General features: G+C 39.0%; 22 protein-coding genes and 1 pseudogene. 6 read left to right on the top strand and 17 right to left on the bottom strand.

From position 1 onward, the window contains the following. Positions 1-4 precede the first annotated feature (4 nt). From HGT70_RS14505 to HGT70_RS14555, 11 genes are all read right to left on the bottom strand, one after another. The gene (locus HGT70_RS14505) at positions 5-1111 is read right to left on the bottom strand and encodes a type II secretion system F family protein (RefSeq protein WP_214196329.1); all 1107 of its coding nucleotides are present in this window, start codon (positions 1109-1111) and stop codon (positions 5-7) included. Continuing rightward, positions 1104-2585, bottom strand: a complete 1482-nt coding sequence (locus HGT70_RS14510) for a GspE/PulE family protein (RefSeq protein ID WP_214196330.1) — start codon at positions 2583-2585, stop codon at positions 1104-1106. The genes HGT70_RS14505 and HGT70_RS14510 overlap by 8 nt, the downstream gene beginning before the upstream one ends. A 15-nt stretch (positions 2586-2600) precedes the next feature. After that, complete coding sequence (gene pilP, locus HGT70_RS14515; protein WP_214196331.1) at positions 2601-3119, bottom strand: type IV pilus biogenesis protein PilP; 519 nt, start codon at positions 3117-3119, stop codon at positions 2601-2603. Then, complete coding sequence (gene pilO2 / locus HGT70_RS14520) at positions 3106-4383, bottom strand: type 4b pilus protein PilO2 (RefSeq protein ID WP_214196332.1); 1278 nt, start codon at positions 4381-4383, stop codon at positions 3106-3108. Before pilO2 ends, pilP begins: the two co-directional genes overlap by 14 nt. A 1-nt stretch (position 4384) precedes the next feature. Beyond that, positions 4385-6034, bottom strand: a complete 1650-nt coding sequence (pilN, locus tag HGT70_RS14525; RefSeq protein WP_244968959.1) for a PilN family type IVB pilus formation outer membrane protein — start codon at positions 6032-6034, stop codon at positions 4385-4387. 1 nt (position 6035) lies between these two features. Next, positions 6036-6377, bottom strand: coding sequence for a type IV pilus biogenesis protein PilM (locus tag HGT70_RS14530; protein ID WP_214196333.1), 342 nt, complete (start codon positions 6375-6377; stop codon positions 6036-6038). A gap of 88 nt (positions 6378-6465) precedes the next feature. Further along, the gene (locus tag HGT70_RS14535; RefSeq protein WP_214196334.1) at positions 6466-6858 is read right to left on the bottom strand and encodes a TcpQ domain-containing protein; all 393 of its coding nucleotides are present in this window, start codon (positions 6856-6858) and stop codon (positions 6466-6468) included. A 57-nt stretch (positions 6859-6915) separates the two neighbouring features. Then, the gene (locus tag HGT70_RS14540; RefSeq protein ID WP_214196335.1) at positions 6916-7503 is read right to left on the bottom strand and encodes a hypothetical protein; all 588 of its coding nucleotides are present in this window, start codon (positions 7501-7503) and stop codon (positions 6916-6918) included. An 8-nt stretch (positions 7504-7511) separates the two neighbouring features. Then, positions 7512-8030 (bottom strand): hypothetical protein, encoded by a 519-nt coding sequence (locus HGT70_RS14545; RefSeq protein WP_214196336.1) that lies wholly within the window; start codon positions 8028-8030, stop codon positions 7512-7514. A gap of 798 nt (positions 8031-8828) precedes the next feature. Beyond that, complete coding sequence (locus HGT70_RS14550; protein WP_244968960.1) at positions 8829-9311, bottom strand: DUF6882 domain-containing protein; 483 nt, start codon at positions 9309-9311, stop codon at positions 8829-8831. A 49-nt stretch (positions 9312-9360) separates the two neighbouring features. After that, on the bottom strand, positions 9361-9648 hold the full coding sequence (locus HGT70_RS14555) for a helix-turn-helix domain-containing protein (protein ID WP_214196337.1): 288 nt from the start codon (positions 9646-9648) through the stop codon (positions 9361-9363). A 150-nt stretch (positions 9649-9798) separates the two neighbouring features. Between HGT70_RS14555 and HGT70_RS14560 the strand changes: the two genes are divergently transcribed. From HGT70_RS14560 to HGT70_RS14585, 6 genes and pseudogenes are all read left to right on the top strand, one after another. Beyond that, positions 9799-10149 carry a type II toxin-antitoxin system RelE/ParE family toxin gene (locus HGT70_RS14560; protein WP_214196338.1) on the top strand — a complete coding sequence of 117 codons (351 nt, stop codon included), beginning with the start codon at positions 9799-9801 and terminating at the stop codon, positions 10147-10149. A gap of 1 nt (position 10150) precedes the next feature. Next, positions 10151-10450 (top strand): helix-turn-helix domain-containing protein, encoded by a 300-nt coding sequence (locus HGT70_RS14565; RefSeq protein ID WP_214196339.1) that lies wholly within the window; start codon positions 10151-10153, stop codon positions 10448-10450. Between the two features lie 76 nt (positions 10451-10526). Further along, positions 10527-11015 (top strand): hypothetical protein, encoded by a 489-nt coding sequence (locus HGT70_RS14570; RefSeq protein WP_214196340.1) that lies wholly within the window; start codon positions 10527-10529, stop codon positions 11013-11015. 409 nt (positions 11016-11424) lie between these two features. Then, positions 11425-12249, top strand: a pseudogene (locus HGT70_RS14575) (SulP family inorganic anion transporter); the annotation flags it as partial. Between the two features lie 18 nt (positions 12250-12267). Next, entirely contained in the window at positions 12268-13095 is an 828-nt protein-coding gene (locus HGT70_RS14580; protein WP_214196341.1) for a universal stress protein, read from the top strand. A gap of 152 nt (positions 13096-13247) precedes the next feature. Beyond that, positions 13248-13565, top strand: a complete 318-nt coding sequence (locus HGT70_RS14585) for a DUF2268 domain-containing putative Zn-dependent protease (protein ID WP_280527745.1) — start codon at positions 13248-13250, stop codon at positions 13563-13565. Positions 13566-14241: 676 nt separating this feature from the next. Here HGT70_RS14585 and HGT70_RS16670 read toward each other — a convergent pair. The 6 genes from HGT70_RS16670 to HGT70_RS14615 all read right to left on the bottom strand — a co-directional run bounded on the left by HGT70_RS16670 (position 14242) and on the right by HGT70_RS14615 (position 21686). Further along, on the bottom strand, positions 14242-14622 hold the full coding sequence (locus HGT70_RS16670; RefSeq protein WP_244968961.1) for a hypothetical protein: 381 nt from the start codon (positions 14620-14622) through the stop codon (positions 14242-14244). Positions 14623-14719: 97 nt separating this feature from the next. Next, on the bottom strand, positions 14720-16825 hold the full coding sequence (locus HGT70_RS14595; RefSeq protein WP_342355582.1) for a peptidase domain-containing ABC transporter: 2106 nt from the start codon (positions 16823-16825) through the stop codon (positions 14720-14722). Continuing rightward, positions 16818-18089 carry an HlyD family secretion protein gene (locus tag HGT70_RS14600; RefSeq protein WP_214196343.1) on the bottom strand — a complete coding sequence of 424 codons (1272 nt, stop codon included), beginning with the start codon at positions 18087-18089 and terminating at the stop codon, positions 16818-16820. Before HGT70_RS14600 ends, HGT70_RS14595 begins: the two co-directional genes overlap by 8 nt. 327 nt (positions 18090-18416) lie before the next feature. After that, positions 18417-18797: a hypothetical protein gene (locus HGT70_RS14605; RefSeq protein ID WP_214196344.1), complete on the bottom strand. Its 381-nt coding sequence runs from the start codon at positions 18795-18797 to the stop codon at positions 18417-18419. A gap of 241 nt (positions 18798-19038) precedes the next feature. Then, a complete protein-coding gene (locus tag HGT70_RS14610; protein WP_214196345.1) occupies positions 19039-20403 on the bottom strand; it encodes a TolC family outer membrane protein in 1365 nt (454 codons plus the stop codon). A 2-nt stretch (positions 20404-20405) separates the two neighbouring features. Next, on the bottom strand, positions 20406-21686 hold the full coding sequence (locus tag HGT70_RS14615; protein ID WP_214196346.1) for an HlyD family type I secretion periplasmic adaptor subunit: 1281 nt from the start codon (positions 21684-21686) through the stop codon (positions 20406-20408). Positions 21687-21688 lie beyond the last annotated feature (2 nt).

Raw genomic sequence — 21688 nt, forward strand, 5'->3', positions numbered from 1 at the left:
ACCCTTATCTTACGCTAATTAAATTATTTAGATCTTGTGTTGATAATAAAATCAAAACCATATACAACGCATTCATCGATAACGCTATATATGATAATAACGAAGCTATCTTTTTGATTTTAGAGATGGTCTGTTTTAACCAATGATACGCAAAGTTCTCTATAATATTTTCGTTCCTATCTCCACGAGTGAGTAAAACTAGCCTATCGATTGAACGTGGAGAGGGAAATCGATAACCACTATCTCTAAAGGCTTGTCCTATCTGCTTTCCTTGCTTGATTTGCATTATTGTTGCAGTCAGACGTTCAAATAACCAAGGTGATGCATGCCGAGATAACATCACTAATGCATCATAGGTTTTAATTTGCGCTTTCATTAAGGAAGTAAAATTCAACAAAAAAGCAACGCCTTGTACATCACGATATACACTCCAAGGGAGGAGTGAATCTAAAAATCTTGAACGAATCGTACCAGTCAAATTATCTAGGGAAATAACAATCCCTATGATTGTACAAAACAAAATAAGACCAATAAGCAGAATATGTTTGATAATCGCATCAGAAATTAATGATAACCACCAAAGTGCGCCCGTCCATTCTGATTCTGGTACCATAGTCGCCAATCTAGGTAGAAAACGTGTGTCGACCATATACATCATAATTAGCGATGAGAAACATAATAAAGTTGGATAGGAGAGTGCGGAAAAACAGGCTGATCGCATCTCTGCATTTGCTTGAGCAATCGTCATGGCACGTTTGAATGACTGCGCAAAATTACCATCTTGATTACCGGCTTGTATCAGAACCATCTCTTGAACTGGGATCCAGCCTATAAGACCCCGATCAGGTGAACTCCCTTTTTTCAATGCAGTTAACATATCTTGCAAACAACAGCACTGGGCAGACTGTTTGTTTTTCTGACTTTCAATCATCGAAACCAGCGCATCTTCCATCTTAAGATTATTTTCTAATAGGAAGGAAATATCTTCGTATAGATCGATTCGATCTTTTGTCGAAAACGTTTTAATCGCAAGCCATCTGCTGATTTTCTTCCCATCAAGAGCCCTAGCCATATTAAAAATAGGGATCCATTTACCCGCTGATTTAAGCATTACAGCTCCCCTCCTCGTCGAGGAATTGCCACCCTTTTTCATCCAATGGGCTTTGGTTATCGAGATCGAAAGGGTCAACCAAGCCGGCATTTAAATAATACTCAGCATGTTGACGCTTAGTTATTCCTTGCAAGGAGGTTAGCCAGTAATGCTTAGCCGCGGCCTTGCCTACTTGGCGATAGCGTGTCATGAACTCGGCATCTGGACTTAACACTTCTGCAATTATTTTTCTTCCGGTAATGCCGGTTACACAATGAGAGCAACCCTCGCGATTACGAAAAAAAACTTTATCGGGATCGCAATGTCGAAGAATAAATTGTGATTGTTCTGGGGTAAGTTGACCACAAACTTTCGTCCAATCTTGTTTGCAAAATGGACAGAGTAGTTGTATCAATCGTTGAGCAATCAAACCTATTAAAACATCCGCATCCGCTACATGATTTAATGGAACATCTAATGTATCGGTGAGACGATCAATAATTCCTAACGCATCATTGGCATGCAGTGTGGTTTGTACGAGGTGGCCAGATTTGGCCGCAGTGAGTGCCGAACGAAGAGAGTGGGAATCTCTTATTTCCCCAATGATCATAGCATCGGGATCGAGCCGTAATGAAGCTGAAATAGACCTTGTCCAAGCCAGTGACACCGCATCTGGATCGCTCTTGTCCGCAATCACAGGGGATTGTACTGCACCATAAATTAATCCCTCAGGAGGATCTTCAAGGGTATAGAGCCTTTTTTGATAATTGGTTAACGTTAGATAATAGTCACTAAAAGAACGTAAAGAAGTACTTTTCCCAGATCCAGTCGGCCCAGAAATGATAATGATCCCTTCTGGACGAGCAAGCATACGTTCGATGAGTAATCGTTGTTGTGGTAAAAAACCCAATTCTTCCAAGGTCGGTGGTTGACTTCCATCATCAGGTAAGACTCGCATTACAACATATAAACCAAACTCAGCAGGCGTATGTGCATATCTTGCGCCAAACAGACCTAATTCATTTAAAAACTCTTTACGAACTCGACCATCTTGAGGACGATTTGGGTTAAAACTTTTTTCAGTTACATCACACATCGACATGATGATTGTAGACGCTAAGGTCAATCCTTCTTGCTTCTCCAATTGTGCAATGGTTTGCAATTCTCCGTGAATTCGCAGCTGAACAATGCAGACATCATTCATTCCTATTAGAAAATGAATATCAGAGGCTTTTTTTTGTTTTGCCATCTTAAAAAAAGCGACGACTTTCGCTTGCTGCTCCGAACTCATCGCTTTTTCAGAAAGATTACCGACGCCTTTCTTTTGTAAATTACGTAATTCTTCTAACGGTACTGATGTGAAGCAAGCATTGGGAGTACTCTTCAACACCTGCGATAATGTATTTTGTGTGTCAGGTTCATGTAGATGGTCCTGGGAATAGAACACCGTCACCTGCTCATCGGGTAGAGCCTCGATATATACATACCCTAACATAGCGCCTCCCAATGCCTACCGCTTAAAGGGTAAAATGATAACGTGCCCAGCCGTATCTCTGGCCGTCACTCGAGTAGGACCGATGTTCTCGATATAGAAATTACTATCAGGCAGCACAGTACCTCGTGTCACCGAAAGCACCGCCCCTGATGGCAGTAACAAAGCCGCCACTATTTTGTACCTATTGCCAGTAACCTCTATCACCTGCCATGATTTATCTGACTGCGAAGAATGCCTTTGAATTTCAGTATTCGAGTCCATAGGCGGTCTGTCCGATTGATGAGTATCGGCTGTAGCAGGGGAAACTAAAGGCTGACTTGGCTTTTGCGTATTCAATGCAGCAAGCGCTTTGTCATGATTGAGCTGCGCTTCATAAAGCAAGGTTTCAGCTTGTAATTTTTCTAACTGGCCTAAAGTCAGTGGTTGCTCGTCAGCTAATAGGGTAGACGGATAGAATATAGATGCAGGACCTATAAAAATTACAGCTAGAAATCTGGCTGTGAAGCCAACAGGTAACATTTTAAAAACGTTCATAAATAACACCTGTCAAAGTATATTCCATAGTTGTGCCTTTCTTATTGATAGTCAATTGAGTGAGTCGCATATGATCATTATTAAACACTTGAGACTCAATGAATTTGATAGGCGGCATTGAGGAAATCAATGTAAACCTTGTCATTGTCCATGGGTTTTCTACCCCCTTACTCCTATCACCATCATTAGTATTGATATTCAACTGTAGATCGAAGGACTGGGCAAAAGTGACCAATTGTTGTTTATTTATAGGAATAGTTTGTTCAGCGTTATTACTGTCCAATAACAATGGATAAGTTAACGTGAATTGCGCTACGTCACCACCACCTGGAATATTAAAGATAGGTGTAATGTCATGACCATAATAAAATGATAACCGTTCAGTAAAATCATTTACTCGACCTTGTTGATGTAATAAATATTGCATCTCAATTGTAGAATCAACAGAACACTTCGCTTTGTTGAACTCCCACTGAGCAATAAATAGTGGTGTATTTTTAAGTACCCTATCACATTTAGTCAAAAATTCTCGTGCTGTAGGGAGCTTGCGCCATGGTTGTGGAGGATTTTTTTTCTCATGCTTTCTCGCAAGCAATATAGATTGCGCCTGTTCAATTCTCTCTTTTTCAAGTTGCTGCATATGAAAAAAGTGATAAGAGAATAGCGCAGCACTCCCAACAATAACCATACTACTCAAGCGCCACAGATTTTTCCGGCTAACACACCTAAGTTTATATCGATTATAAGAAATGGCCGGTTGTGAAAAAAATGCCTCTAACTCAGGGAGGCTATTTTTACTTTCATGATTTTTTTCAGTAGAAAAAAAATTCCACTCGCCCTCTATGGGAACAAATTTTACGAAATTATTTTTATACGTTATAACTTCTTCCAGGGTGCCTATCACGTCACTATAAAGGGAAAGGTTACCATTATGCACTGCAACAAACCAGAATAGGTTTTTCGCTAATCGGTATATTATATAACTGTTTTCAGGTAATAAATCCACCATAGCTAACGCTAAAGAATAAACCCTTTCATTTTTCTTCAATGGTAATGAACTATCAAGACTTAATGTTCCAAGAAGTCGTCCTTGAGTTGAATTGTCATAATGAGCAGCTATCCAATAGTCAGCACCTTCCGATTTAGCTTGCATACGTAATAATCGATGATTTTTAATTGGCCAATAATGCCACACCAAGCCAGCAACAAAGGTCCTATTATTAATAGTAATCTTATATTTACCTAATAAGGATCCTTGATTCATATTAGTTACTCTCAACCGGGGTAATCAATATCACGAGCATCGATTTATTTTCATCACCTTCTGCTCCCCCGCCCAGCGCGAAGAAATGTGATGATCCAACACCTTGATGATCAGCAGTATTATTCAGGGACTGGTAACCACTTAGGACGAGAGTTTGACCCGAAGACATAATCACTCGTTGATTAAACGTTTTTAGGCGAGTTTTCATTAACTCTACAGAGGTATTCTCGCTCTTGAATGTTCTAATTGTGGGCTCATCAGACATATTTATCGAAAATTGGATTTGCATGCGAGAGCTATTAGGGATCAAATAGGGTAAAACAGTCATATTGAAACCTGTAGTGATTGTGGATTTACTAATACTGCTGGATGAGCCAACATTCGCTGTATTTTCCGTGGAAGCGTTGGACGCATAATCTTGCTGAAGCGCGACTTGGATTGGTACTGCAGATAAGTTCGTGGTCATACTTGACGCTTGAGTTAACATACTAACATTTACTTGTTGCGCTAATGCCTTAATGAAAGCACTGCTGCCCTTTGACTTACCATCAAGTATTGAAACTCCGCCACTCATCATGGCTGCAGAAGCCTCGGTATAGGCATTAGTAAAAGAGAATCCTAAGCTATCTTTAAACACTGCATTCCAGTCAATGCCCAACTGATCTTTCTGTTGTTTCTCCACACTGTACACTTGAACATTGAGCATAACCTGTCGATTCAATTCTTTATTTCTATCATTAATATAACGGTTCACTTTCGCTAATACCGAAGGTGTATCCATAACGGTGAGCATCCCCGCGGACAGATTCATTCTCCCTACTTCTGGGGTTAACATCATTTTGACACTCTTACTTACGTCATCATATAAGCTGGATTTTATTTCCATCGTCGTTGATTGATTAGTGTTTCCGTCATTTTTACTACCGTCTTGATTATTATCATTTGATGCTACATTCGAGTTAGAACCACTACTATCATTGGATGACGTCGTGCCGCTAAGTATTTTTGAGTAAAAACTAGCCTTACTGTCCATAAATAATATCGGGAAATGTCTTGTATCGATATAATATATTTCAATTCTATTTTGTAGATATCTCCACCCCAAACCAAGACGTCCAGTGATATTATTCAACAAGTCATTCAAATTACCATTCCAAGTTATCCCATCCAGATGGTCTGAGTTTTTTTCTTGCAGATAATCTTTATTATCATCATTTGGGGTCGGTAAGTCCCCCTCGGCTGCTGATGGGTTATAATCTTGTGATGAGGGTGCTTTCTTATCGGCCGCCATAGCATTCATTGCATCATGCGTTAACGATATAGGGATATTACATTGTTCACTTAGGAACGATATTAAATAATTAATTGAGACGCTACTAGGGTGATTAATAATTACATTGCAGTCTGGTATATCGTGCTCTTCATCCTCTTCAATATTATTCGATATAGGCGTCAAGTTAACCCATTGCGAAGGGATATCACTAACGACATCATCTTTAGTTTGATTTTTAATATCTCTACCACCTTGGCGTTCAATATCATAAACATGCTCATCAGCAGATCTTATATTTTCCCAACTGTTGCAAGCTGTCATCTGTGAACATAAAAGATATGTAGCAACCAAGATTATATTTCTTCTACTAATTAACATATTAATTCCTAAAAATTAGAACTAAACTCCCCTCGGTAATACCCTGAGGAGGTCGAGCATCAACGATGCTACCAAATGAATTAAGAATGACGCCTTGCTTATAATATCCTAGGACTAAGCTTCCACCCAGCGCATCATTCAGTGAGGAGTAAAGGGAATCTTCATTATTTACCCAGAGGTAAAGTTTTTCATCACTGCTAACATGAAATATTCTAATTGCCTCTTTTTCTTTTATCAGACTAGGAATTTCTGTAATCGGTAACTCTGGATACTTATATTGCAACTCACTTATTTCATCAACATAATCTACGATATATCTTGCATCATATTCAGCGGAACGCATTTTTTCCAAATCGAGCGTGGTTGGATAGTCAACCTCACATGCATAAAAAACAAACGATAAGAAAACGACAAATATGAAGTATCCCAATTCAATTATCACCTGGACTATAAATAACAATTAAACATTGTTCTTTATAAACTTTTGCTTTTAATGGCTTCGGTGCAAACCTATATAGATTCAATACAGATACTAATGCATCGTGTAACTCACCTTCGAATGAAAGCGCTTCATCTATGCGGTAATCGACATTGGTCAGCCATTTAAGAGACCATCGATCTATTTTAGGATTATCACATTGCTGAGAAGATACCCAATTCATTATTCCAGATTTCAACGTTTGTTTTTCAGGTACAACCCATTCACCACTATAATGCGGGGGATGAATTGTTTGTTTACTAAATCCTATATCTTCTCTCGTTAATGGCGAAGCTAACGAATAAGATCCATAAAGAAATAATAAGAATAGAATATTCTTCTTCATTAAAATTTTGTTACCTAAGGAGGCTAATCGTGATAAACAAATTAGCCTATAATCACATTATTTATGGATGTTATATGTCGCGTATCGGCTTACTTCAACATTAGCATTCCAACGTCCTGCAACGGCATTCCCATCCCACTCATAAAACGTCAGCGAAGGTTGCGCGCATTTTTTACTATAATTCCGCACTATGGCCCCTCGATATTTTCCTGTGACCCACCGTCTATCAACTACTTGGATTGGTTGAGCAAAGTACCCTGGGGACATTTGAACATTCCAACTGTAATTAGTTGTATAGCTTTGTTGACGATCGTATTTACCGTTAACTCCAATTAAGCTCAGTGCTCCACCAATGACAGGGATTTTGTCAAGATTCAGAGTCACTCCCACTCCCCAGCTATAACCTGTTGTCTGAGATTGCCCCCACATATATGTACAGTTATTTGTACCTGTAGTGGGACACTTGAACACAGGCCCCCGCCATATCCAATCTTCCCAGGTTTTTCTATTATATTTAGTCTCAAATGCTTTCGAATCTTTTGTAAGAAATACTGGGCCACTATCTTGTGTACACTGACCTGCCAAAGAGACATTTGAAACAGTGATAATCATTAACCCTAGTGATAACGATAATTTTTTATTCATTTTTATTCCTATTGGGAGAAAATATTTTCAACTGTATTGTTATTCTGTGGCCTTTCTTCCGTGTCTAATTTTTTTATATCATAATTATTTGCATTTGAAATAATTGGTGTCATAGCAAGATTTTTATCTTCTAAACTACCACTAAACATCACTGCATCTGCTTGAATAGAATTTTTCATCACTGACATGGCTGTTTTGCTTGCGCTTGATCCAGTACTCAATCCATCAAATATTACTTTTTTCCCCTGTGAAAGATAAGTTTTAATTTTATTAATATTAGTAGTGTTTACATTAATATCTTGACCAATGAGAATATAATCAGCATCAGACTCACTAACAGATTCTGAATTTGATCTCATATAGTTATATACGAAACCATTTTGATCATCTATTTCGTGAATTTTATATTTATTCAATTCGCCTGTATTTATATCACCAGTCGTAGTTGTTGATCCAACCGCAAATGCAGATGACATACCTACACTCATTGCAATAGTTAGTACAGTACATCTAAGTTTTTTTGACATTTAATGCTCCTTTTTCGAAGTAAGATAAACATAACGTAAATAGATTTCATTTTTATTATATTTTTTCTCCCATAATGTAAAAAAGTATGAATGATTTACTTTCACAGCCACCTAATTCCTAATTACAAAAAAAACATAGATGTATGTTCTTAAAAAAGCCATTTCGTAAGTATAAAAATCTTATATTTATGTGTGTCTTTATCCTCGTGAATATAGGTATATCTAATATTTATATTTCGATCTTGTAATCTATCATGCAATAAAGTGAGCAAGCTAATTATTCGTAAATTTATTATTAGTCTTATCATGTTTAAATATAGGCGCTTCCTAAAATATATAATATTATTGATATTGCAGTATTTAATTTATTCAATAAGCATGTAGGTAAAATTTTTAATTTTTAACACCCTGATTACAATGATGGTGCTTTCGTTAATTTCACAATAAATAACTTATAGTGAACATATGAAATAAATATTTAATTTTTTGTTATTTGTATTTCTCGTAATTCTATTGTGGAATTTTGTTCTTATTTTTAAATTTATTTTCTGTGAGATATTATGAATATTAAATTATCAAATGTTGTGTCAGTTTATAATTGCGAGCAGAATATAATAAAATTCAGTTAGGTAATTAAGAAAACGGTTTTGTTCGTTAATCCATATTGACTATCAGAAATAATTTTATTTGACCTGCTATCGTTGCCCATTGGCTAACCCACCTTTGATTGGCTGCAACTTCGTTATATCGATAACCCTTAAATATCTCTGTTCTGCTAACTTTTGTACTGTTAAAAGCCTATACACAATGAATACAAGCCTCTGTATCCCCTCGATCACCGTTCAGATGGCAAGCTAAAGCGGTAAACTCCCATGCCTCATCAATAGATATTGAGATTTCACGTGTCGTCAGTTTTTCCAGGCTATATTGTTCACCGAACTCACGTACACGCTGAGCATACTCTCCAATCGACTCGCTTACTGATGGATGGTCCCACCCCCACAGCCAGGTATCTTGTTGGGTATCGTAGGTACCAATGACTTGAACAGGTGCAGTGACGATGATCCCTTTTTCGTCATTAGTGAAGGTTATCGTCCCTATATCAAGGTCAACACTCCATACAGCGGTATCGATACCCCACATAGCAATCGCAGATTGCGTATGCAATTGCATTTCGTTATTGGCTCTCGCAATAGTGAGATCAGGTTCGACAACACTTTCTGCGCCCTCAGAAGGACTATGGCCTTTCTTTCCCAAAAGCTTATCTAAGAATTTCACCATTCATACTCTCTCATTGTTTTTAAAAATACCTGAGTTGCCTCGGTAGCACCTATGAGTCGATACATAGCTGCAACACTTCTGGATGCTTTTCTATGACCACGAGTAACTTCAGGGCAGCCCCACTAGGGCATCTTACGTTAGACTCCCAGCTTTCAATCAATGGCGTTAATACGCCTAGTGCCTTGGCAAATTCTTCATGGCTCATTCCAGCTTTTAATCTAAGTGCTTTAACGTCAGGAACGTAAAGATCAAACAATTTACTCGGTACGCTACCCTCCCACTTCAACTCTTCTTTAGTTAGTGGGGTCTGATTCTGAAGCTTTTCATCTGCTATCATTTGCCCTCATTTTTCGTACAGAACGTGATGTAAATAATCCGAATTCGCACAGGTTATTGTGCCCAAAATGGTGATTAAACACTACTTAGATATTCCGCTTTATAGCCTTTATGCTATAATTTTACTGAGTAAAAGGAATGAGGTTTTTCCATGTGGGAAGTGATAACAACAGACGTTTTTGATGAGTGGTTTCTCGCGCAGGAAGAGAGCTTAAGAGAAGATGTATTGGCTGCTATTGGCGTTCTTGAGGAAATGGGACCGCAGTTAGGTAGACCTTATGTGGATACCTTAAAAGGCTCTGACATTCCTAATATGAAAGAGCTGCGGGTACAACATGCGGGGAATCCGATACGTGCCTTTTTTGCTTTTGACCCGATCCGTAGGGCTATCGTGTTATGTGCCGGTGATAAGACAGGCTTAAACGAAAAGCGGTTTTATCGTGACATGCTCCGCCTTGCAGAAAATGAATACCGAAAACATTTGACCAATTTGGAGAAGTAATATGTCCTCTTATAAAGAACTCTTAGCAAAACAAAGTCCTGAAAGTCAGCAACGTATCAAAGAGAAAGTAGAGGCCTTGCGTCAGGAAGTGGTGTTAAGCCAGCTGCGTGAAGAACTGAGTATCTCACAGACTGAGCTTGCTCAGGCGATTGGCGTATCTCAGCCGACTATAGCCAAAATGGAGCGTCCAGATAACGATCCGCGCTTATCGACCTTAAAACGGTATGTTGCTGCATTAGGTGGTGAGCTGAGCATCGATATAACGCTTCCAACAGGAAAGCGAGTAGGTTTTCATCTCTAATAGTAACCCACCAGAGTTAACCTAGCGTTTAATGAAAGTGCCCTTACCAATAGGTAGTACTACGGAAGAGGTTTTTATGAAAATCTTTATAAAAATAACATTATTTCTTTGTGTATCTGTTTTATTAGTGACTTTCTATTATGGGGGATTACAAGAAAGGACCGGTTTTGTATCGGTGCTATTGGTTGGATTGATATTGCTTTTATCAAAAACACATGGAGTTGTGCATAATGCATCAATCATATCCTTGATAGTCATTTCTGCATATTTTGGGGCAGATGTTGGTCTTTTATTCCTGGTTATATTAGTAGTGATGGTAGTGCTGTTTTCTATGTTTTTCCTCAATATGGAACTAGATGAAAAAGGAAGGTTTTATTCCTATTCAGGCGAGAGCCAAAGCTCAAAAAATACATTTCAAGGTAATTCATTCGGCTCGAATAATGTAGCTAAATCATCAATGAGATCATTCCAGGACCCATCTAATGTAGTGAACCCATCAACTACAGGTTTGGGGCATAGAGGCGTAAATGGTATGCCAAATCAGTTTAATATAAATCAAAAGTAGTGTTTGAGCCTCAGACTCGATCTGGGGCAATCCTACTTCATCTTGAGGTATTACAGGCCTGTAACGGTCAGTCTTACTTGCCATCGTTCTATGCGCAATTCTTAATCTAACCATTTTGCTTTAGTGATCTTTTTATGAAAGATGGCTTCATTAAGTGAATCAGGATAGATGTCATAATTGCTTTTAAGGATTTCTTCAGTTTTAAGGGGAAACTTATCGTAATCAAAATCTTCACCGGCCCCCCCAGAGAGCAATCTCATATAGCACATCATCAACAGTCGTTACGGTACCATCGCCTCTTAGAGAATAGTTAGAAGAGTAATTCCCTCTGATCCTAACATCGCCATTTTTTATAGCTGATTGCATTAAAGCAATAACTTCTGCTTTAGGTAAAGTAACCCCGCGCACTATCATCCTACCGTATTCTGCCGGACTTGCAGTTGTTGGCCTTCTTGAGTCGATGATGACCGCCACTATCGTGGATGACATGACCGACACGCCAAGCGATAAAAACCGGGAATGCAAAGCTCAGGGTATTGCAAATATCTGCACATCCTTTATTGGAGGAATGGCAGGCTGCGCGATGATTGGGCAATCCGTTATTAACGTAAAATCCGGTGGCCGTGGACGGCTTTCAACCCTCACGGCGGGCGTGGTACTGCTTTGTCTGATTGTATTTTTGCGGGACTGGGTTTCGCAGATCCCAATGGCGGCACTGGTTGCGGTGATGATCATGGTTTCCATCGGGACATTCTCCTGGCGTTCCATTACCAATCTGCGCAGCCATCCACTCTCAACCAGTGTGGTCATGCTCGCTACTGTCGCCGTCGTTGTTGTGACACATAACCTGGCCTTTGGTGTGCTGACCGGCGTACTGATAGCCTCGCTCAACTTTGCCACTAAAGTATCCCAGTTTATGAGGGTAACCTCCGTTCTGGAGGGGACGATCCGGACGTATACCGTCACCGGCCAAGTATTCTTTGCATCATCAGACCGCTTTACCAGCCATTTTGATTTCCATGAAGCGATTGAGAATGTGATGATAGACGTTTCACATGCCCATTTCTGGGATATCACTTCAGTCAGCGCACTGGATAAGGTCGTCATAAAGTTCCGACGGGAAGGGACTGACGTTGAGATCCGAGGGATGAATGAAGCCACCCGTACTATCATTGATCGTTTCGGAGTTCACGACAAATCCGATGAAGTGGAAAAGCTGATGGGTGGCCATTAACAGTCAGGAGACAAGAACATGAAAAATACCGTTACGGGCTGTGTGGATGGTTCGCCATCAACACGTTCTGTCTGTGAATATGCTGCATGGGCTGCTTGCACCTTTAGTGTACCGCTTACCTTATTGCACGTTATCGAAAAAGATAATAATCCCGCAATTTCTGCTCTGAGCGGAACCCTCGGCATCGACAGCCAACAATTGCTGACGGAAGAACTTGTGGAAATCGAAGGCAAACGAAACCGTCTGCTGATGGCCCAGGGAAAATCAATACTCGAAGGTTGCACCAGGTTACTTCAACAGCAGGGGAGCCAGGATGTGATGTCGTTGCAAAAGCATGGTGATCCGGATGAAATCCTAGCAGAACTGAGCGATATACGTCTTATGGTACTGGGCCGCAAAGGCTCTGAACATCAGGTAGGCTCTCATCTGGAAAACGTGATCCACTTACAGAAGAAACCCCTACTGGTTGTTCCAGATAAGTTCTCGACACCATCCAGAGTGATGTTTGCTTATGATAGCAGTGAAGAAAGCAGGAAAAATCTGGAGCGCCTGACAGTGAGCCCACTACTGAAAGATCTGCCCTGTCATATTGTCATGATAAATGGTGACGAAGGTGAACTTCGGATCGCGCAACAAATTCCACGTAATTCAGGTATCGAAACCAGCTGCGTGCAGCTTACAGATCAGTCTGTCGGGGATGCGCTTATTCGGTATGGGGAAGAAAATGATATCGATCTGATAGTGTTGGGTGCTTACGGGCACTCCCGACTGAAGCAATTTTTCCTCGGAAGTCATACCGCTGAGATGCTGGAAAAAACCCAACAGCCACTACTGATACTTCGCTGATACATGGAACTTCTCTGTTAGTCAGTCCAGGATTTAATATCGGTGCGATGTCAGCAGTCCCTGAACGGGATGTTTCACTGGCATCGCACTTCGTTCTGTATAAAAAACATCCTTAGCGTAGGATATTTTCCGTTTTCCAAGCGGCCCCCTATCTGAGGGGGCTTGCTGGGCATTTTGTCTTAGAAATGTTCAGCGGAGAGCCTGAACCATGGGAAATGATGGATTGCGATACGTTACATTCTCACTTTAGTCATATGCTCAAAAATTGGGACGAAAAGTACTACAACCACAATGATTGGTTTTATGGAACGGGTAAACTACCTAGATGGTTGGGGTACTCGCTAGGGTTCAAATTAGTTTCTTGGTATTTACGTTCAGAAACAACGTCGAAGCCATTGTCGCTCGTAGACATACATCCGGATAAGTTTATAGCCGATTTAAAGAATGGAGGTTGGCTGGATTTAATATAAGCCCCTCTTACGCGCGCAGCTCAAACGCCCTCAGAGCCATTCTGGGACGCAATCCATAAAACTCACAGTCTTACCCCCTAAAAACCGCTCAAAATAGCTTAAATAAATCATGAGCCTATGAATCGTTATGCATCCAAGTGACTGATGGATGATTTGAGAATCAATTGTTAATCGAACTTACAAAACTAGGTCAGTATCTCTCTTTATAAAGAGTAAAGAGGTAAGGCTAATCAGCAAAACTAAGCTTTTTTATTTTACAAATATTTTGTCATGCTTTAGATCTATTTTGTTCGTTTTACAACTATTTTGTCAGCCTACAATTACAGCGCGCTCAGGTCATACGAATATAACGGCTGGTTATCACCCAACGATGACACAGGGAAAACTATAAAGCTACGGCCAGCTTTTGTTGACCACTTCAATGTGTAAAGGTAACCAGTATTTTTATTGAGAAATATATATTCTATTAATTGGATGCATTAACCAAAAACGGTAGGAGATGGCTAATCTAACAATTACACTTGAAAGGAACTTTTCTTGTTGATTTTGTAAGTCTTTTATATCGAGGTTCTAGCCATGAGACTAATATTTTTAATCAATCAAACACAGTCAATGTTATCTTTTTTCTTGTTACAGTGAAAGCCTCCCTAAAATGGAGGCTTTCAGTGAACCTATACTAACCAATCTTAATTGGATTCAGTCCAGACTCGATGCCTTTAATGATACCGCCAACCGCGTTACCGAAGGCCGTACCTACAGCACCGATACCTGCACCCGCGATAGCGGCGGCGGCTCCGCCCGTTGCACCAATTACCGGTGGAGCGACCTGAGTAATGGAGTTATTCACACCCTGAGAGACATTGCCGGCTATGCCTAAACCGCCTTCAACAATGGAGCCGAACCCTTTACCAACTTCGCCGCCAATTGTGGCGCTTGTCGCACCATTGCGGATACCATCGAATGCCGCACCATAGCCACTACCCGCATTTGAAAACGCATCGGCAATTGCACCTGCGCCCGATACTGCTTGAATCTGAGTCACTGTTAATGTTTTCATGATGATTCTCCAGAACATTTTGGTTAAAGAGAGAGCTTGCACTATTATGTAAGCAATTTGTAAGGCTCTATGTCAACATTTAAATGTGTATATATTATTACGAATTTATTGCACTCATATTAATTACCCTGTCGGCGGACTCAATAGTTGATGCACGATGGGAAATAATAACCCGTGTGATTTGTGCATTTTTGATTGACTGGTTAACCATCGATTCGCTATGACTGTCCAAAGCACTGGTCGCCTCATCCATAAATATGATCCCAGGTTTTTTATACAAGGCTCTAGCAATAAATAAGCGCTGTTTCTGCCCGCCAGACAGACCCTCACCTAATTCACCGATCAAGGTTTCATAGCCCATTGGCATCTGCTCAATGACATGATGAATATAAGCCTGCTGACAACATTCGATCATCCATGGCATATCGATATTATTATCAAAACCACTGACATTATCAGCTATAGTACCCGATAATAGCTTATCTTCTTGCAGGATACAGCCGATAAGCTTACGGTAATTATTGAGACCTAAGTCGTCTATATTGATGCCATCGACACGAATACGTCCGGACGTCGGGTCCATCAATCCGCACATTAATTTCATGAGCGTTGATTTACCCACACCTGAATCACCTATCAATGCCACAGATTCACCGGCACTAATATCGAGGCTGAATCTGTCTAAGATTGGTCGTGATTGACGGTCATAACTGTAACTGATATTTTCAACCGATAGGCTTAGCGGTTTTCGAAGATGGGCGACCGAAATACATTTTTTAACATTTTCCTGTTGATGCAACGCAATTTCAGAAATACGTTCATTATGGAGACTCGCCATCCTTATTTTTAATACAAAATCGGTTAAAGACGCTGCTCGCTCAGAAAATTGCCCACGAAAAGCATTAAAAGCGACAAACATACCGATAGTCATCTGATTTTCGAGCACCAACTGGGTTCCTAGCCAAAGAATAATGACCTGGTCAAAAGTATTTATGAAGGTATTTACGCCGCCAAACAGCATATCCATCTTCCGCACTTTCACACCAGTATTGACGACATCAATCTGGAGGTTTAACCAGTTTGCTTGACGTTTTTGCATAATAGATTGCATTTTTATGCTGGCAATACCGTAAAGCGTTTCCATAAAATAAGAGTTAGCTTTTGCCTCTCTAATCAAGGATTCTTTATTAATCTGCTTATAGTAGTTGTAAGTCATAAATCGCATACCAATATACAGCGCAGTAAAGAGTAATACGACGAGGCCAAGTTTCCCCCCATAGATAAACAACATTCCGGTCACTATAATGATCATGATGCTATCCATTATCGCGCCGACCAAACTGGTGGTTAAGATATCTTGCAACGCATGTAACGACCCGAAGCGCGATTGAACATCGCCAAGCTTTCGTTTTTCGAAAAAGCTTAATGGGAGTTTTAATAAGTGAGTTAATAGACTGTTTTGCCACTGAATACTAATAATTGTAGACATGACCAGTACCGACCAGGTTCTAAAGAAACCGACCGTAGTTTTTAGAAATATAAATAGGATTAGACCAATACAGATCAACTTGAGTAAGCCATGATCGTTAGCGGGAATGACGTGATCCATGACCAATTGCGTACCAACAGGTAAGACTAACGTTATCGCTTCGATCACTATTGAAAACAACACAATCTTGGTTAGCGCTGCCTTGATACCCTTTGCATTACGTAATAACGCGGAAAGTTTAATTCTTTCCTTGGTGGTCTCTTTTTTGAATTCCTGCTTCGGCCAGAGTTCTAACGCAATACCCGTAAATGACTTAGAAACTTCCTCCATCGAAACAACTCTTTTCCCCACAGCAGGATCATGAATGGTACACCCTTTAGGTGTTACCTTCGTCAGCACGACAAAATGGTTAAAATCCCAGTGGAGGATACAAGGCAGTTTGAGTGCATTAAGCTCTTCTAACTCCAACGAGACAGCGCGACTATCTAAATCAAGCTCAGAAGCGATATCAATAATACTCTCAAGATTTGCACCACGCGTAGAGAGGTTAAAACGTCTTCTCAGCGCAGAAATATCGATAACTTTACCGTAAAACCCCGAGATCATCGCAATAGCGGACAGCCCACATTCTGCACTTTCAGATTGGTGAACAATCGGCACCTTATCGCTAAAAGAGAAGTCAATTTTGTCATATAGAGCTCTAATTTTACTCACTTGCGACTCCTTGTACGCTACTCTTCATGTCATAGTATGGCGATAAGATCCATTGATAAACCTTTCTTTCTTCGAGGAAAAGTGTTACTCCCGCCTTCATTCCATTACCAATTTTTAATTTTTTGTGTTTGAAGGCAATTTCATTTAACTGCGGCTTCACCATAACGCGATAGAATGATTTATTACTGGCATTATTACTCGGAGCGCTTTGATAACGAGCCATTTCTGAGAGTGACGACGGTGTTTTTGAAATCGCAACAATAAGCCCCCTAAATTGCCCAAATTTTTGGTATGGGAAGGCGTCATAGCGAATATTCACTGAATCATTAAGTTTTACATAAGGTATAGATTCATTCGGTACCCAAAGAGTGAGGTAGTAGCCTTGGGGAGCTTTCTGAACTATATCAACAAGCTCATCATTACTATTAACCATTTGACCACTGCTAAAATTGAGCTGATCAATAACTCCATTACTGCGAGCAGTAATCAGTAAGCTACTTTTAGCATCTATATCTATCAATTCTTTATTTAGAGCAATCTTCTGCATTTCTATCTCATAAATTCGATTTTCATACTGCGAGTTTTGGATTATTTCTTCATTATCAATACTACTAACCCGTAATTTATTTTGCTGATTTTGCGTCTCTAGGCTGAGTAAACTGTTTTGTTGCTGGTAGTAGAGGTAAGTCATATTGTTCATTTGATCTTTATTGATCAAACCGCGAGCAAGATAGCTTGAATATGAGCTATAACTGCCGCTCATCTTTTTCAACCCTTGTCTCGCCGTCTCAAGTATTTGTGTTGATTCGTTATACGCTGAGAGATAATTGTTTTTCTGCGTCTCTAACGATTTATAGGTATTCTGCTGGGCAAGACGAATTTTAGTGATAATTTGTTCAAGTGTAGTAATTTGGCTTTCAATCTCGGCACGCTGAAAGCTACTTACCGTACCTTTATTGATACTGGTATTAGTATCAATACGCATAATCGGATCATTAATTCGTACTTCATCACCTTCTTGTTTGAATATCTGAGTTATAACACCTTGGGTCGGTGAATAAATACGTGCTGGGCGTGGTAGGGTTGTCACTTCACCCGTAACATTAATCCGACGAGTATAGTTTCCAAGGAAAATAAAGGCCAGAAATACGGCAACTAACAAGGAAATAAGCACGCACACCAGCCAGGTAGGTACGCCTTCTAGCAATATTGCCCGGCCCTTCCACCCATTTCTTTTATGCTCAACAGCTTCTTCTCTAAACAAGTCAGGTTCCTTTTACGCTGGTACAATGAAATTTGTCTAATGCTCTAGTTCAGTGTAAAGATAGGGTAAACACAACATGACTAACAGACATCATTCGTTAGAACAAAAAAATATCGAATTTTCATAGCGATAAGCATTCAGTTTGATCAATATTATGTAAACGTTAAAATAGAGAATTTATAGGATAATTCTGTAGCCTTTTAAGGCTTTAGTTGAGCCTTTCACCTGTAGCAATAAAATAGACTGTAGGATGATTTCGAAAGATATTGAATATAATTTGAAAATAAAAAAGACAACCCAAGGTTGTCTTTTTTTATCGTACAGGGATTAGCCAATCTTTATTGGATTTAGACCAGATTCAATTCCTTTGATAATACCCCCTACAGCGTTACCAAAAGCAGTACCCGCGGCACCAATGCCTGCGCCTACAACTGCAGCGGCGGCCCCACCGGTTGCTCCAATAACAGGAGGAGCTACTTGCCCAATAGAATTATTGATGCCCTTAGAAATACTGCCTGCAATCCCTAAGCCCCCTTCAACAACCGAACCGAATCCTTTGCCAATAGCACCACCAATCGTTGAGCTATTAGCACCATTACTGAAACCATCAACTGCCGCACCGTAACCACTACCCGCATTAGAAAACGCATCGGCAATGGCACCAGCACCTGACACAGATTGGATCTCATTCACTGTCAATGTTTTCATAATAAATCTCCAGAGCATTTAGTTAGAAGAATAACTTACAACCTTATGTAAGCAATTTGTAAGGCTATATGTCAACACATAATTGTGAATATCTTATGATATTTTTATTTCATTAATATTACGAACTACATCCATAGGGTGCATGGATAACTTAGGACAAAAAAAGTTCAAAAACCATAAAGATAATGATTTACAATTGATTGTAAACTTTCTTTTAGCCTTATGCCGAACTTAAAAAACATCATCTAAAAGATGATGAAATATAATGGGTGCTATTTTCATCTAACTTTCCAGCCGAATAAAGAATTGCTAAATAACTATTAAAATAACGATAAATAGCATCTTTTTCGGTTACCTCAGCATTATAAACTTGCTGAACCGCATTAAGTAAATCACTATTGTCTTTTTGCCCCTCTTTATAACTGGCTTTCATCGCTGTTAATTGATCTTCTGCTGACTTTACTGCTAATGAAGCTTGTTTAAAAATTAAATGACTATTGGCAACATAGACAAAGTTTTTATGTAACCGGGTAAGTGCGTCAACAGTTTCAGAGTCTTTATCATAAACTGCCTTTTCATAAAGAGCTTCTGAACGACGTGTTTCTGCACTGGTTCCACCACCATTATAAAGTTGCATACTAATTTGAATTCCAATACTATTTGTATCATATTTTTGATTAACTGTAGTTTCAGTATTAGAATCATTAAGACTATGACTTGCATAAAGTTGAACTGTTGGTAAATAACCAGAGTAACTCTGCCTGACTTTATATCTCATTGCTTCTGAATTCAGATTTGCTGCGGTAATATTATGGTTTCCGGATAAAGTAAGCTGTTCCCATTGCGTAATTTCTTTTGGTGAAATCATTATCTGCTTGAATTTTTTCTTATCAAACTTAGCTAAAGAGGAGTAATTAATATGCTGCACTTTTAATTCTCTACTTAATTTAGTTTCGGACTCTTCCAATTCTACTTGTGCTGAAATTTTCTTAACTTCAGACTGGCTAATCATAGATTGAGTTTCAGCTACATCGGCAGAGCTTCCCTCCCCAGCAGAGAATAATGCCTTATTTATCTTTATTAAAGAGTAATAGGTAGAAAGCTGCTTATTTATCTGATCTAGCTTATCTCCTTTATGGAGTATATCTAAATAATCTTCAGTGATCCTAAGGAAAAGCACTTCCAAATCATTTCTATACTTCTCATCGGCCATAAGTGATTTAAATGTTGAGGATTTATAGTTCTCATAAGCTCCATAATCAAATAGAGTTTGAGTAACAGTGATCGACGCCGAACTACTGTTATACTTTTCTTTTTGACTGACATTTTTAGTTTTATTATCTAAGGTTTGTTGCTGATACTCTCTATGTTGGGTGTTATGAGGAGAGTTCTGATAGTCAAGTCTTACATGAGGAAGTAACTCTGCTTTAGAGATATTTTTTTCCTCAACATCTGCAGCATGCAGCATCATTGCAGATTTAAAATTACTATCGTTTTGTAATGCTACAGAATAAATTTGATCTAATGTGATCGCATGAGAAGAACGCACATTAAAAATAACTATAGCTAAGGAGTAAAATAGAATTTTATTTATAAATTTAATCATAATTATTCCTCAGTAAAGGCTGTTGCTGCCCGGTCAGAAATCGGTTTAACCAAATAGTCGATAAAACTACGCGTCCCTGTTTTAATGAATACACTTGCATTCATACCTGCTTTAAGTTCTTTACCATTAAGCATTTTGTACCCTTCGGGAGTGACTAAAGCTTGTATTAAGTAATAGCTTTTTTGACTTTTATTATCTATCAGCTTGTCGGAAGAAATATAATTCAACACTCCATTAATTCTTGGGGTTTTATTTTGATTAAAACCACTAAACGATATCATCACCGGTAATTTTTTATGAACCTTATCGATCATATCAATATCCATATGACCTTCTACGATAAGTTTTGAATTATCAGGGACAACATCCATTAATTTATCACCAACGTTAGTCACCCCACCCACTGTGTGCACGGTCAGATCCATGATACTGCCATCTACAGGTGAACGGATTTGAGTATTTTTCAACATTTGAGTCGCAGCAGCCATTTTTTGTTGGGCATCATGAAAATCCACTTCGTTAGTAGATATATCAGCTGCAACATCGCGGTAAAATTCAGACTTCCTTTGAATTAATTTACTTTCACTCTCTTCAGTTTGCTTTGTTAATAGAGAAATATTAGCCTGAGATTCGTTTATATCAGATTGAAGGCCTTCACTTTGTCTTAACACTTCCTCATAACGATTCATTGCTATATAACCATTAAATGCTAATGATTTTAATCTTAATACTTGACGTTGAAAACTATTCAACTGAGTCTTTTTATTCTCTAAAGACCTACGTAGTTTTATTATTTGTGATTGATGACCGATAATATCTTGTCTTAATCCATATAACTCTTGATCCAGTGAGAACTTCCTAGTTAAAAACATATTATTTTGAATAGAAAAGTATTTTTCAAAAAATAACACATCCTCTTCTGGAATATTATTTGGATGAGTTAAATTATCAACATCATTTTTTTCGGCATTAAGTCTAATTAACGTTGTCATTATATTATAATAACGCTCTTTAGTTGCATTCAATTGAATGTTGGCTTCATCGGAATCAAGCGCGATAAGAATATCATTTTTTTTAACTCTCGTCCCTTCTGTAACATTGATTTTCTCAATAACACCACTGATAGCAGCTTGAACTGTTTTGCGATCACCAATAACCTTTACGGTACCTTCAACGGCGACACCTTTCTCAAGGGGGGCGAAGAATGCCCATATAATTACGATTAGAATCCCTAAAAAAATAACTAACCAACCGAAGATAATGTGAGTTTTATCGTTTCTCATTA

The organism is Rosenbergiella collisarenosi (genome assembly GCF_018494085.1).
GTDB lineage: Bacteria > Pseudomonadota > Gammaproteobacteria > Enterobacterales > Enterobacteriaceae > Rosenbergiella > Rosenbergiella collisarenosi.